Source organism: Hufsiella ginkgonis, from assembly GCF_009834915.1.
GTDB classification, from domain to species: domain Bacteria; phylum Bacteroidota; class Bacteroidia; order Sphingobacteriales; family Sphingobacteriaceae; genus Hufsiella; species Hufsiella ginkgonis.
In genome coordinates, this window is record NZ_WVHS01000005.1 from 248,793 (window position 1) to 262,101 (window position 13,309).

The following is a 13,309-nucleotide window of genomic DNA, read 5'->3' on the forward strand; positions in this document are numbered from 1 at the left end:
ATATCTTTTTTGTTTTACGTGATGATCTATCTTCCCATCCACCCACCGTCTACAGTAACGATGGTGCCATTTACATAATCGGAGGCTTTAGAGGCCAGGAAAACGGTCACTCCTTTAAAGTCTTCGGGTTCGCCCCAGCGGTTTGCGGGGATGCGATCGAGGATCGACCGGCTTCTTACGGGATCGTTACGCAAGGCCTCGGTGTTATCCGTGGCGATATAACCCGGTGCGATCCCGTTCACGTTTACTCCTTTTGATGCCCATTCATTCGAAAATGCCTTGATGAGGCTGCCAATGGCGCCTTTGCTCGCGGCGTACCCAGGCACGTTGATCCCGCCCTGGAAGGTAAGCAGCGACGCCGTGAAGATGATCTTGCCGGATCCATGTTCCAGCATCCTGCCGCCAATTTCGCGGGTGATGATAAACTGGCTGTTCAGGTTGATGCCGATCACCTTATCCCAATATTCATCGCTATGTTCGGCGGCCGGCGCACGCATAATGGTACCGGCATTGTTCACCAGGATATCTATCCGCGGATTTTCGGCGAGCACCTTACCGGTAAAAGCGTTCACGGAACTCCGGTCTTCGAAATCGCATTGGTAAGCGGCAAATTTCCGTCCGGTGGCGGCTACTTCCTGTTCGGTATCACTGCCGGCGGTTAATGACGACGAAACACCTATAATGTCGGCACCCGCTTCCGCCAGGGCGATCGCCATTGCTTTGCCGATGCCCCTGCTGCACCCGGTTACCAGGGCAGTTTTACCGGTCAGATCAAATAAAGAGTTCAGGCTCATAATTACTTCGACTTTTTTGCGTGGCAAATTACAGCTTAATCCCATAAGATTAAACAGCGCAGGCGATTTAATCTATCCGGGTTTCATGACATTAAGACGACCGATATGTATACAAAAGCAGACAGATCAATTTAAGAGAAACCCGGCAAAAAAACCGAACAAGTTCAAAATCAGCCATTTTAGATACATTTTAACCAGGTCATGGCAATCGGTACAAAAATCGCAATACCGTTAACACAACAACGATATTAAACGCTAAACATACCGTCATGAAAATCACCAACGAAACTATCAGCCATACTGTTCTCAATAAATTTGATAAAGAGTTAAAAGCGATCCTGCTTCATGACCTTAAACAGTTCCGCAAATCGCAGGGCCAGTTCCTACGCAACACCAGCAGCAGCAAACAAGTTCCTGATCAGAACTTGATGGTTGCCTGATCAATCATATATATACCTTTTACAACAAGAAAAAGCCTCGTTTCCTTTGGGAGACGGGGCTTTTTTATGAGGGGAGTCGTTCTGGGATCTGATAATAAGGAATCTCCCTGAACTTTATGGATCAAGCTTAGTTTCCGGGGAGTAGATTTGGCTGTCAGCTATCAGCATTCAGCCCGTAAGTATACCTTGTAAGATAAGTAATTGACGTTGAGCTCTTCCTGAGTAGTATTCCAGGTTTGACAGTGTAATTAAAGCTGATCGCTGATAGCTGAAAGCTAATAGCTCCCAAACTTTTAAGCCTGATCCAACTTTATCTCCCGCTGGAGGGAATCCCAGAAGGGGAGGGAGTAATGGAGATCAAGCGACAAATCCGGAAAGCATTATAGGAAACTTCGTCCGCAATTTACGATCTTAGCCGTTCAAAGGCATTCGCATGAAATCTTACAATCGTTTCAACAACATCACCGGCTGGTCTGTGTTTGCACTGGCTGCTTTCGTATACCTGCGGACCATGGAGCCCACCGTCAGTTTTTGGGATTGCGGGGAGTTTATCGCTTCCGCGTTCGGGCTGCAGGCGGGGCATCAGCCGGGAGCGCCGTTATTTATGATGACCGGGAAACTATTCTCGCTGGCCGCTTCCACGCCAGAGCGGGTCGCCTTTTGGGTAAATGCCAGCTCGGCACTGGCCAGCGCGGCCACTATCCTGTTCCTGTTCTGGACCATCACGGCATTTGCCTGTAAATTACTGGTAAAGCCTGGCGAAATTCTCAGCCGTGTACAGATGATCAGCGTACTGGGTGCCGGGGCCACCGGTGCGCTTGCCTATACGTTCTCCGATTCGTTCTGGTTCTCTGCGGTAGAGGCAGAGGTATACGCTTTGTCGTCGCTCTGTACCGCCGTTGCGTTCTGGGGCATTTTAAAATGGGATGCCCGCGCAGATCAGCCGGGGGCCGACAAATGGCTTATTTTTATCGCGTACATCACCGGTCTTTCTATCGGGGTGCACCTGCTTAACCTGCTGGTGATCCCTACCATTGCACTGGTTTACTACTTCCGCAAAACAAAACGGGTCACTTTTAAGGGAACCGTCCTTGCGCTGTTTGCCGGGTTCGGCATATTTGCCTTCGTATTATATGGGGTGATCCAGTACCTGATCTGGTTCGCCTTCCGTGCCGACCTGTTCTCGGTGAATACCCTTGGCCTCGGTTTTAACGGCGGCGCGTTCTTTTTCGCCCTCGTAGTGATCTCGGCGCTTACCTGGGCCATTTTTTATTCGGTCCGGGCAAAGAAGGTGCAGCTTAACCTAGCCCTGCTCGGGATGGCTTTCCTGCTCGTAGGATATTCTTCTTACGCCATGATCGCTATCCGCTCGAATGCCAAAACAGCCATTAACATCAGTAACCCCGACAATGCCTTTTCACTGTTCGAGTACCTTGCCCGTGAGCAATACGGCCAGAACCCGCTTGTTTACGGCAATTATTTCGATTCCGAAGTTTCCGGCGTAAAAGAAGGCGGCGAGCTTTACCGGAAGGGGAAATCCCGTTACGAGTCGGCCGGTAAGAAATTTGATTATACCTACGACCGCAATACCCTGCTGCCCAGGATGTACAGCCAGAAACCCGAGCACGTGAAGTTCTACAAGAATTGGATGAACATCGGCGAAGACCGGAAAGCCAATTTTGCCGATAACGTCGGGTTCCTCGGCTCCTACCAGCTGGGGTACATGTACCTACGCTATTTCCTCTGGAACTTTTCCGGCAAACAAAACGACCTGCAGGGCCAGGGCGAGCGCGAAAATGGCAACTGGATCTCGGGCGTTAAATCGCTGGATGCCCTGCGCCTGGGAAACCAGGACAAACTTTCGCCCGCCCAAACCGCCAACCAGGGCTATAACCGTTTCTTTGCGCTTCCGCTGATGCTGGGGCTGGCAGGCGTGTTCTACCAGTTCCGCAAAAGCAGGAAAGATATCGGCGTGCTTGGCATGCTGTTCTTTTCTACCGGCATACTGATCGTGCTTTGTATCAACCAGGACCCGCTGCAGGTGCGTGAACGTGATTATGTTTACTCAGGCTCATTCTATGTCTTCGCTATCTGGATCGGGTTAGGTGTACTGGCCGTGAGAGACCTGCTTAACCGCGTAACACCTGCCATGGTGAGCACCGGCCTGGCACTCGTGATCTGTATTGCGGCGGCTCCCGCCATTATGGGAATCGGGGGCTGGGACGATCACGACCGCTCCAGCCGCTATACCGCCCGCGACCTCGCAGCCAACTACCTCAATTCCTGCGCACCAAACGCCATCCTGTTTACCAATGCCGACAATGATACCTATCCTTTATGGTATGTGCAGCAGGTGGAAGGTATACGAAAAGATGTCCGCGTAGTATGTATCCAGCTGCTGTACAACGACTCGTACATCAACCAGATGAAAAAACAACTGTTCAGCTCGGCACCTCTTCCCATCACCATGCCGGAGGAAAAATACGCGCGCGGCACCCGCGATTACCTGCCGTTTGTGGATTATGGCCTCACGGATTCCGTAGAGCTTAAAGATATGCTCGAGGTGATGCTTTCTGAAAATGATGCCGATAAGGTGGAAATGCGCGACGGCTCGAAAGAAAACTTCCTGCCCTCCAAGAAGATGAAGATCTCCGTAGATGCACAGGAGGTGATCGCCTCCAAAACCATCGACCCGGCCAGGCACGCAGGTATCGCCAAAAAGATCGAATGGAACTATAACAAGAATTTTGTGACCCGCGCCGACCTGGCCGTGCTCGATATCCTGGCCAACAACCATTGGAAGCGGCCGATCTACTTCGCGGGAAGTTCCAGCAGCGACACTTATATGGGTCTCGACCGTTATTTATACTCGGAAGGTTATGCCTATCGTCTCCTGCCTATCGAACGCGCGGCAGCGGATAACCGCGATAAAACAGATATGACCAACACCGGGGCGATGTACGAGAACATGATGCACAAATTCCGGTACTCGTTTAACCAGGCCAGTTACCTCGATCCCGAGTCGCGCCGGGTAGCCAACGGCACATGGGACGCGATGAATATCCTCGCTTCGAACCTTTACAGCGAAGGCAGGATCGCCGATTCCAAACGGGTAATGGACAAAGCCATGTCATCGCTTCCCATGAAAAATTACGGATTCGTTGATTCGGTGAATAAGTACCAGGCGGCCGCCAACCTGTACCGGCTAAAAGAGACCGGCAAGGCCAACCAACTGATGAACAGCGTAAACGAATACATTTCGGGTGAGCTGAACTACTATGCAAGCCTTGACGGCGAGGCACAACGCAGTTCGGTGGGCGAGCTGAGCCGATTGGTTTCGCTGCTCGAAGCCTGCAAAGCCCTCGCTGCCGGGCATCGGCAGCCGCAGTTGCTGAAGGATATCGACAGGGTATATAAAAAAGCGCAGGAAGGAATGGTGTTTTCCCTGCAAGTTTAATTTGAATGATAAAACGCTTTCTTCTTTTTCTCTGTATCTGTGCATGGACATTCACGGCCCGTCCGCAAACCCCGGACGCCCAGGGCGGTATCGCCGACAGCACCCGGGCGAAAAGGACCTATGCGTTCCGCGATTCGGCCTCGCTGGCGCGATGGATGGCCCGCAGGGATTCGGTAAGGGAAGCGCGGGACTCGATTAAAGCGATCAGCGATTCGCTGTCGCGGGTATGGATCGGGCGCCCGGATCCGAACCGGCCCAACCAGTTCGTAGACAGCCTGGTGGAACTGTACACGGTAAAGGACCTCGACTTCCAGGCCTGGGCGAGGAAGTTCCCGCATAAAGTGAACCGGTACGACCAGGGAAAATCTCGTCCCAAAGGAGAGCCCTGGGTGATCGGGTACATCATCCTCCTGCTGTTATTCTTCGCCATCCTTAAAAAAGCCGCGGCAAAAGAGATGGTTATTATCCTGCAATCCTTTTTCAGCAACCGCATTCTCAGCCAGATCAGTAAAGAAGCCAACCTGTTCAGCTCGTGGCCGTTCATCCTCCTTTACATCCTGTTCGGTTTCACCATCGGTATGCTGCTTTACCTTTCGGGGAGATATTTCCAGCTCGCTTATGCTTACAGCGGGATCCAGCTGCTTATCCTGCTGTCGCTATCGGTGATCGGGTTGTTTACCCTCAAGATCCTGCTGTCGCTCGTGCTCGGTTACCTCTTCGATGTGCAGCGGCTGGCGCGCGAATATGTGTCGATCCTGTACCTCACCTACTTCAACGCGGCGATTCTTTACCTGCCGCTCATCCTGGCATTCAGCCTTACGCCGGGCAGGTTCGCCCAGCTTTATATCTATATAGCTATCGCACTGCTGGTGCTGATCTTTATCTTTCAATTTCTTCGCGCAGGGATAAACATTTTATCAAATTACCGATTTCCAAAAATGTATTTATTTATCTATCTTTGCGCCCTCGAAGTTTGCCCGTTATTAATTCTAATTAAAGCACTTAGGTTTTAGGCCTCGGAATCATATGCAAGCAGTACCAGACGCAAGGAAAAGGAAAGTAAAGAGTATTTTGGTCACACTGCCCAAACCCGACACTGATAAGTCGCCGTATTTTGAGCTGGCTAAAAAGTATAACCTGAAGGTTGATTTCCGGTCGTTCATTCATGTGGAAGGCGTTTCGGCCAAGGATTTCCGGAAAGAGAAGATCAACCTGCCGGAATTTACCGCTGTGATCTTTACCAGCCGCAACGCCGTAGACCATTTTTTCAGGATCTGCGAAGAGATGCGTTTCGAAGTGCCCGCAGAGATGAAGTATTTCTGTATTTCAGAAACCATCGCGCTTTATCTCCAGAAATACATCCAGTACCGCAAACGCAAGATCTTTTTCGGCAAGCAAACCGCTTCAGACCTGGCGGAAGTGTTAAAGAAACATGCCGCCGAAAAGTTCCTCTACCCCTGCTCTGACGTAGCCGCGGAAGAAACCCAGAAATTCCTCCAGGACAACGGTTACAACTTTAAACCGGCCATCCTGTTCCGCACGGTCTGCAGCGACCTTTCCGACCTGGCGGACGTATTCTACGACATCATCGCTTTTTTCAGCCCGTCGAGCATTCAATCGCTCTATAAGAACTTCCCCGGTTTCAGCCAGAACAATACACGGATCGCCGCCTTTGGCGCCAGTACCCATAAAGCACTGGTTGAACGTGGTTTGATACTCGATATCCCAGCTCCAACGCCCATAGCACCCAGCATGACGATGGCGATCGAGCAATATATTAAACAAGCAAATAAATAATTTCACGCGCCCACAATTATCCGTTGGCTACTCACGTTATTTACCAGTCTTAACAAACTTTTTACTTAGTTTATACGTATAGTTTTAAGTACTGACAGACATAACGCGACTCGTTTAATAGCCTTATGGATAGCATGATAGGCTGTAAGCACAATTGGACGGCACAATTTATAGCCGTTCGATTCTTTTGTTTATATTCGAAAAAAATTTGATTAGTATATATTACCGGAACTTTCAGAATAAACGGATTGCCCTAATGAAACCCCGATAAGCCATTACTCACCATACATAGAATAATGGTTCATCGACGCTTCGTTGCCTTTAAAGAACAAATTATCCCAATGAAAAAATTTTACTTTATCGCTCTTTTATCTTGTGCAGCAGTATGGAGTAGCTGTGGCAGCAATGCTGGTGGGGAACTGGTAGGAGTACGCAGTAAAAAATTTAACAACCAACGTGTACCTTACGGGATGGTTTATATACCCGGCGGCTCCTTCATCATGGGACAGACCGACCAGGATATCACCTTTGCACAGATCGCACAGAACAAACAAGTAACCGTTCAGGCTTTTTATATGGATGAAACCGAGATCACCAATGCCGAATACCGGCAATTTGTGAACTGGGTACGCGATTCCATCGCATTAACAGATTACTTACAGGACCAGAACTACTATATCCAGCCGAGGAGAGGCTCCGCGGCTTCTGCTACCGGCCAGAAATACATCGACTGGAAAAAGGTGGGCAACGGCTCGAAGCTTTGGGCCGGGACGAGAGGCACTGCGGCGGCAACCTCACAGAAGCTCCAGGCGATGTACTACCAGGGCGATGACCGGATCTTCGACCGCAACGAGATCGATGTGCGCCTGCTCAAATACCAGTTCGCCATGATGCAGTATCGCCTGGCATCTAACGGCCGCTTCAATAAAGACCTTAAACGCGCCGACTTTATCCTGAGAGATACCGTAAGCGTTTACCCCGATACCCTCGTATGGCTGAACGATTTCACCTACGCACAGAACGACCCGATGGTGCAGGGCTACTTTTCACACCCGTCGTTTGACAATTACCCGGTGGTAGGTGTTGACTGGAGACAAGCCCGCGCTTTTACCGTATGGCGCACCCGCTGGTACGAAGGTTACGCACATTCGCGCAAAATGCCGGCAAACGGACGTCTTCCTTACGAATTACCCAGCGAAGCAGAATTTGAATACGCCGCAAGAGGCGGAAGGATCGGCGATGCCTACCCATGGGGCGGTCCCTATATCCGCAATGCGAAAGGCTGCTTAATGGCCAACTTTAAACCAGGAAGAGGAAACTACGTGGACGACGGCGGTGCATTTACCGTGAACGTGCGTTCCTATTTCCCCAATGATTTCGGGCTTTACAACATGGCGGGGAACGTAGCCGAATGGACGTCCTCGGCTTACGACGAGTCGTCTCCTCAATTTGTACACGACCTCAACCCCTCCTACTCATACGAAGCAAAAGCCTCTGACCCGGCTGTGCTTAAACGTAAAACCGTGAAGGGCGGATCCTGGAAAGATATCGGTTATTTCCTCCAGAATTCGGCCAGCACCTACGAATACCAGGATACCTCCAAATCGTATATCGGTTTCAGGTGCGTAACCAAATTCCCCGGCAGAGATATCCGGGATAAGAACTAATCTTTCTATTAATCAACATTTATATCTACGAACAGGACAGACGCTATGGCTGCTAAGAAAAAATTTAATGCACTGCATACCGCAATTTCATGGGGAGCGAGTATCGTAATTATCGGAGCACTTTTTAAGATCCTTCACTTAGGGGGCGTTTACAGTAACTGGGCCATCGGTATCGGGCTTGGAGTTGAAGCATTATTATTCTTTATCACCGGTTTCAATCCGCCGGCGGAAGACGTAGAGTGGGCACGCGTTTATCCTGAGCTTGACCCCAGCTTCAGCGGCGAGCTTCCTAAGGCTACGGTTCGCCAGCAGGTAAGCAGCGGGCCGTCGATCACCGCAGGTCTCGATAAGATGATGGAAGACGCCAAGATCGGCCCTGAACTGATCCAGAGCCTCGGTACCGGCCTGCGTACGTTCGGCGACAAGGTAACGGCCATCTCCAACGTGGCCGATACTTCTTGGGCAACCACCGAGTTTACCGCGAAACTTAAAACGGCTTCCGGCAGCTATGATCAGCTGAATACCGCATTCCAGAAAGCCACCGCCAACCTGACCGAAATGGCCGGCAGCGCCGGAGATACCAAAGCATACCACGAACAGGTAAACAACCTGGCAAAGAATCTCTCCGCACTCAACGCCGTATACGAGCTGGAACTGCAGGATTCGAGCGCACACCTTAAATCGATGAATAAATTCTACCAGAATCTTTCCCTCACGATGCAGAACTTTAACGAGTCGCTCGAAGATTCGAAACAATTTAAGGACGAGATCGCACGCCTGTCGAAAAACCTGTCTTCACTGAACGCGATCTATGGCAATATGCTTACCGCGATGAACCAGCCAAGAGGTTAGTTATTCTTTAAACAGACAATTACACAACTACTTAAGGTAAAACATGGCTGGAGGAAAAGAAACAACGAGGCAGAAGATGATCAACATCATGTACCTGGTATTGCTTGCAATGCTGGCACTGAATGTCTCGGATACTATTTTAAATGCCTTTAAAAGCTTAAACGATAGTTTGGATACCTCCAAAACTAACGTGAGCTCGAGTTTGAACTCACTTTTTGACTCATTCGAAAACACCAAGCTGAAAAACGAGCCAGGCAAGGCACGTCCCCTGTGGGAAAAAGCCAACAAGGCAAAGGCGATCGGCGAAGACCTGAATAACTACGTAGAAAACCTCAAAAAGGAGTTCGTAAAAGAGGGCCAGGGATACAGCGAAGAAACCGGCGACCTCGTTGAACGTGCCAACCTGGATATCTCGAGCACGGTAATGATCAACCGGAAAGAAGGCGAAAAACTGAAAAGCAAGATCAACTCAACCCGCGAACAGCTGCTTGCATTGCTTAACCCGGAACAAAGAAGCGGCCTAACCTTCTCGCTTGAAGCGAAAGACCCGGCTAAGTCCGTCGAAGGCAAGAAAAAATGGGAAGAGATTAATTTTGGTGAAGGTATTCCGCTAACGGCAGCGATGACCGCCCTGACCAAGATCCAGGCAGACGTAAAAAATGCGGAATCGGACGTAGTAAAAAGGATCTTTGGTGAAATGGATAAAGCGGTGGTGAACCTGGATAAATTCAGTGCGGTTGCCGTGGCGCCGACTTCCTACCTCATCGTAGGACAGCCTTACACGGCCGAGGTATTTTTAACCGCTTATGACTCCCGTTCGAACCCCGCCATCACCGTTAACGGGTCTTCCCTCACCGTCAAAGATGGTAAAGGAACTTATTCCGTAAGCACGGTAAAGGAAGGGATGTTTAGCTGGAAAGGTACCGTAAGGGTAAGACAAACCGACGGAACGTTTAAAACTTACGAAACTCCTGAGCAGAAATACCAGGTAGCGCGTCCTTCAGCCGTGGTATCTCCTGATGCGATGAACGTATTTTATGTTGGCGTACCTAACCCGGTATCAGTATCGGCGCCCGGGATCCCCAAGGAAAGCTTATCTGTGAATATCTCCGCCGGCGACATTAAAGGGTCCTCGGGTAAATATTCGGTAAACGTTACCAGCCCCGGCTCTAAAGTGAGCGTGATCGTTTCCGCCAATATCGGCGGGAAAGTACAGCAAATCGGCAGCTCGGAGTTCCGCGTAAAAAGAATTCCCGACCCCATTGCAAAATGGGCCGGCAAAACCGGCGGCGCAATGGCTGCCGCGGCCATCAGGTCACAAAGCAAGCTGTTCGCCGTATTGGAGAACTTCGATTTTGCCGCCAGCTTTAACGTAACCCGGTTCACCATGCTGGTAATCCCTACCCGGGGTGACGTAGTAAAGGAAACAACCAGCGGTAACACGCTTAACCCTAAAATGCAGGCAGCTCTCGCAAAAGTAACACCTGGTTTCAGGGTAATATTCGACGACATTGTGGCGGTCGGACCTGATGGTTCGCAGCGCCTGCTGAATGGCGTAATTTTAAATGCTAATTAATAAGGGCTTATGAAGAAGATCATTTTATTGGTATTTGCCGGCTTGCTAAGCACCGTTGCGCTTGCACAACAGGCAAACCTTAGCAATTCCACCAAACCGATCTTAGACACCGTTCCCCTGGATGGGGTATACCGTAAAGGCAACCTCCTCGATGCAAAGGTCACCCCTTACGCCAATATCCGGGAAGCCGATGTAATTTACCGCAAGCGGATCTGGCGCCAGATCGATCTTCGCCAGAAGATGAACCGCCCGTACGCGTCTCCAAAATCAAGACTGATCGACGTGATCATGAACGCGGTGATGAGCGGGGAGCTGACAGCCTATGCCAACCTGGACGGAAAAGATTCATTGGGAAGGGACCTCGCATTTACCCAGATCCTGACCGCAACAGAAGCTAAGGCCAAATTTGCCGATAGCGTGGTAATCCCTGAGATCGACAGCACCGGTCAGCAAATAGGCTCGCACATGGCTGCCGGTGAGTTTAACCCTGATAGTATCCTGCGTTTCCAGATTAAGGAAGACTGGCTGTTCGACAAACAGCGTTCCGTTTGGGAAAGACGCATCATCTCCATCGCCCCGATGGTGACCATCAGAGCCGCAGGACAAGACCTCGGGGAGATCGCCGCTTTCCAGATCTATTTCCCCGAAGCACGACACATCTTCGTGACCAAGGAGGTAGTGAATGCGCATAACGATGCCATCGGCCTGAGTTACGACGATATATTTGTGAAAGGGCTCTTTGACAGTTATATTGTCAAGCAGTCCAACAACGATGATCTGCGAATTAAGGATTACGCGATTGGTATCGACCGGCTTTACGAATCAGAACGGATCAAGAAAGAGCTGATGGACTGGGAGCATGACCTCTGGTCATACTAACTTGACGGCAGATCTATTGCCGGATCCGTTTTGTGCGCTGCAAAATATTCCAGCAGGGTTTTCGTCTGCCTGGTATTCAGCACCTGCATCAATTCCGGTTCCGAGGCTTCCCGGATCCGCTTTACGGATTTAAAATGCCTGAGCAGCTTTTCCGCGGAGGTCTTGCCAATACCGGCGATGCTTTCCAGCTCGGTTACCAGGGTTCCTTTATTTCTTTTCTTGCGGTGGAAAGTGATCCCGAACCGGTGCGCTTCATCCCGCAACTGCTGGATGATCTTTAATGTTTCTGATTTCTTGTCGAGGTACATGGGGTACTGGTCGCCCGGGTAAAAGATCTCTTCCAGGCGCTTGGCGATACCGATCATGGTCACCTGTGTTTCTATGCCAAGCAGCCGGAGGCTTTTTTGAGCCGAAGAGAGCTGTCCCTTTCCACCGTCTATTACGATCAGCTGCGGCAGCGGTTCGCCTTCTTCGAGCAGCCGCCGGTACCGGCGGTGGACCGCCTCTTCCATGGTGGCGAAATCGTTCGGACCTTCCACCGTTTTCACGTTGAAATGACGATAATCCTTTTTTGAGGGCCTTGCGTCCTTAAATACCACGATGGCCGACACCGGGTATTTGCCCTGGAAGTTAGAGTTATCAAAACACTCGATATGCCGCGGCAATTCCGTCATGCGCAGGTCCTTCATCATCTGTGCAAGGAGGCGCTCGGTGCGCAACTCCGGGTTCAGTTTCTCGTACTGGTCGAGCTTATCCCGCTTGAAAAAGACCACGTTCTTTTGAGAAAGTTCCAGTAATTTCTTCTTTTCTCCCTGTTTAGGTACAGTGAACCTGATTCCCGGGTCGTCGAGCTCCAGCTCAAACGGCACGATGATCTCCTTGGAGGAGCTGTTAAACCGGGTGCGGAATTCGGAGATGGCGATGGTTAACAGCTCCTCATCGGTTTCGTCCAGGCGTTTTTTGATCTCCAGTGTTTGCGTCTGGATCACGGTACCGTTCATCACCTTCAGGAAATTCACAAAGGCATAACGCTCTTCGGAGGCGATGCTGAACACATCGATGTCGGAGATGGAAGAATTCACGATGGTGGACTTGCTCTGGTAACGGTCGAGCAGGTCGTACTGCCGTTTTAAGCGGTGGGCCAGTTCAAAATTCAGTTCGGAAGAAGCCTTCTCAAGGTCGCCGCGGAGATTGCGGATCACCCCGCTGATCTTCCCGTTCAGGATATCTTTAATGTCCTCGATACTCCGGTTATAGTCGTCCTCCGGCTGGAATGCCTGGCAGGGACCCTTACAGTTCCCGATCTGGTATTCGAGGCAAACCTTGAACTTGCCGGCCGCGATATTTTCCGGCGTAAGCGGCAGGTTACAAGTACGCAGCGGGTAGATCTCCTTTACCATATCCAGGATGGTGTGCATCATGCTTATGGAGGCATACGGACCGAAATACTTCGACCCGTCTTTAATGATCTTACGCGTCCAGTAAATCCTCGGATAGCGCTCATTTTTGATCACGATCCAGGGATAGGTCTTATCATCCTTCAGCATCACGTTGTAACGTGGCTGGTGCTTTTTTATCAGGCTGTTTTCGAGCAACCAGGCATCGATCTCGGTGTCGACGATGGTAAACGTGATCTTGTTGATCTTGCTCACCAATACACGCGTTTTGGCATTTACGCGGTAGTTGTCCTTAATAAAATAACTGGTTACCCGGTTGCGAAGGTTTTTGGCTTTGCCGATATAGATCAGTTCGCCGGCGTTATCCCAATACTGGTATACACCCGGTTTATGAGGAATATTCTTAATAACAGCACGATAATCAAACTTTTCCATACCTGGCAGAAGGGC

The 13,309-nt window shown here is 50.3% G+C and carries 10 protein-coding genes; 8 read left to right on the forward strand and 2 right to left on the reverse strand.

Translation table 11 applies throughout. The features are described from left to right. Nucleotides 1–26: 26 nt before the first annotated feature. Nucleotides 27–794, reverse strand: a complete 768-nt coding sequence (locus tag GS398_RS19885; protein ID WP_160908569.1) for an SDR family NAD(P)-dependent oxidoreductase — start codon at nucleotides 792–794, stop codon at nucleotides 27–29. Nucleotides 795–1,063: 269 nt separating this feature from the next. On the opposite strand from GS398_RS19885, the gene GS398_RS19890 reads away from it, so the two are divergent. From GS398_RS19890 to porN, 8 genes are all read left to right on the forward strand, one after another. Continuing rightward, the gene (locus GS398_RS19890) at nucleotides 1,064–1,234 is read left to right on the forward strand and encodes a hypothetical protein (RefSeq protein ID WP_160908570.1); all 171 of its coding nucleotides are present in this window, start codon (nucleotides 1,064–1,066) and stop codon (nucleotides 1,232–1,234) included. A 433-nt stretch (nucleotides 1,235–1,667) separates the two neighbouring features. Continuing rightward, nucleotides 1,668–4,691 carry a glycosyltransferase family 117 protein gene (locus tag GS398_RS19895; protein ID WP_160908571.1) on the forward strand — a complete coding sequence of 1,008 codons (3,024 nt, stop codon included), beginning with the start codon at nucleotides 1,668–1,670 and terminating at the stop codon, nucleotides 4,689–4,691. 5 nt (nucleotides 4,692–4,696) lie between these two features. Further along, on the forward strand, nucleotides 4,697–5,704 hold the full coding sequence (locus GS398_RS19900; RefSeq protein ID WP_160908572.1) for a DUF4271 domain-containing protein: 1,008 nt from the start codon (nucleotides 4,697–4,699) through the stop codon (nucleotides 5,702–5,704). 13 nt (nucleotides 5,705–5,717) lie between these two features. Further along, complete coding sequence (locus GS398_RS19905) at nucleotides 5,718–6,488, forward strand: uroporphyrinogen-III synthase (RefSeq protein WP_160908573.1); 771 nt, start codon at nucleotides 5,718–5,720, stop codon at nucleotides 6,486–6,488. 341 nt (nucleotides 6,489–6,829) lie between these two features. After that, complete coding sequence (gene porK / locus GS398_RS19910) at nucleotides 6,830–8,155, forward strand: T9SS ring complex lipoprotein PorK/GldK (RefSeq protein ID WP_160908574.1); 1,326 nt, start codon at nucleotides 6,830–6,832, stop codon at nucleotides 8,153–8,155. Between the two features lie 45 nt (nucleotides 8,156–8,200). Then, entirely contained in the window at nucleotides 8,201–9,007 is an 807-nt protein-coding gene (porL, locus tag GS398_RS19915) for a type IX secretion system motor protein PorL/GldL (protein ID WP_160908575.1), read from the forward strand. Nucleotides 9,008–9,050: 43 nt separating this feature from the next. After that, complete coding sequence (gene porM / locus GS398_RS19920) at nucleotides 9,051–10,583, forward strand: type IX secretion system motor protein PorM/GldM (RefSeq protein ID WP_160908576.1); 1,533 nt, start codon at nucleotides 9,051–9,053, stop codon at nucleotides 10,581–10,583. A 9-nt stretch (nucleotides 10,584–10,592) separates the two neighbouring features. After that, nucleotides 10,593–11,462, forward strand: a complete 870-nt coding sequence (gene porN, locus GS398_RS19925) for a type IX secretion system ring subunit PorN/GldN (RefSeq protein ID WP_160908577.1) — start codon at nucleotides 10,593–10,595, stop codon at nucleotides 11,460–11,462. Here porN and uvrC read toward each other — a convergent pair. After that, nucleotides 11,459–13,294: an excinuclease ABC subunit UvrC gene (uvrC, locus tag GS398_RS19930; protein ID WP_160908578.1), complete on the reverse strand. Its 1,836-nt coding sequence runs from the start codon at nucleotides 13,292–13,294 to the stop codon at nucleotides 11,459–11,461. The genes porN and uvrC overlap by 4 nt on opposite strands. Nucleotides 13,295–13,309: the final 15 nt, after the last annotated feature.

Bases quoted from the DNA above. Each gene is read 5' to 3' on its own strand.
- porK (WP_160908574.1), top strand. From the start codon at position 6,830: ATGAAAAAATTTTACTTTATCGCTCTTTTATCTTGTGCAGCAGTATGG.
- uvrC (WP_160908578.1), bottom strand. From the start codon at position 13,294: ATGGAAAAGTTTGATTATCGTGCTGTTATTAAGAATATTCCTCATAAA.
- GS398_RS19890 (WP_160908570.1), top strand. From the start codon at position 1,064: ATGAAAATCACCAACGAAACTATCAGCCATACTGTTCTCAATAAATTT.
- GS398_RS19895 (WP_160908571.1), top strand. From the start codon at position 1,668: ATGAAATCTTACAATCGTTTCAACAACATCACCGGCTGGTCTGTGTTT.
- GS398_RS19905 (WP_160908573.1), top strand. From the start codon at position 5,718: ATGCAAGCAGTACCAGACGCAAGGAAAAGGAAAGTAAAGAGTATTTTG.
- GS398_RS19900 (WP_160908572.1), top strand. From the start codon at position 4,697: ATGATAAAACGCTTTCTTCTTTTTCTCTGTATCTGTGCATGGACATTC.
- porL (WP_160908575.1), top strand. From the start codon at position 8,201: ATGGCTGCTAAGAAAAAATTTAATGCACTGCATACCGCAATTTCATGG.
- porN (WP_160908577.1), top strand. From the start codon at position 10,593: ATGAAGAAGATCATTTTATTGGTATTTGCCGGCTTGCTAAGCACCGTT.
- porM (WP_160908576.1), top strand. From the start codon at position 9,051: ATGGCTGGAGGAAAAGAAACAACGAGGCAGAAGATGATCAACATCATG.
- GS398_RS19885 (WP_160908569.1), bottom strand. From the start codon at position 794: ATGAGCCTGAACTCTTTATTTGATCTGACCGGTAAAACTGCCCTGGTA.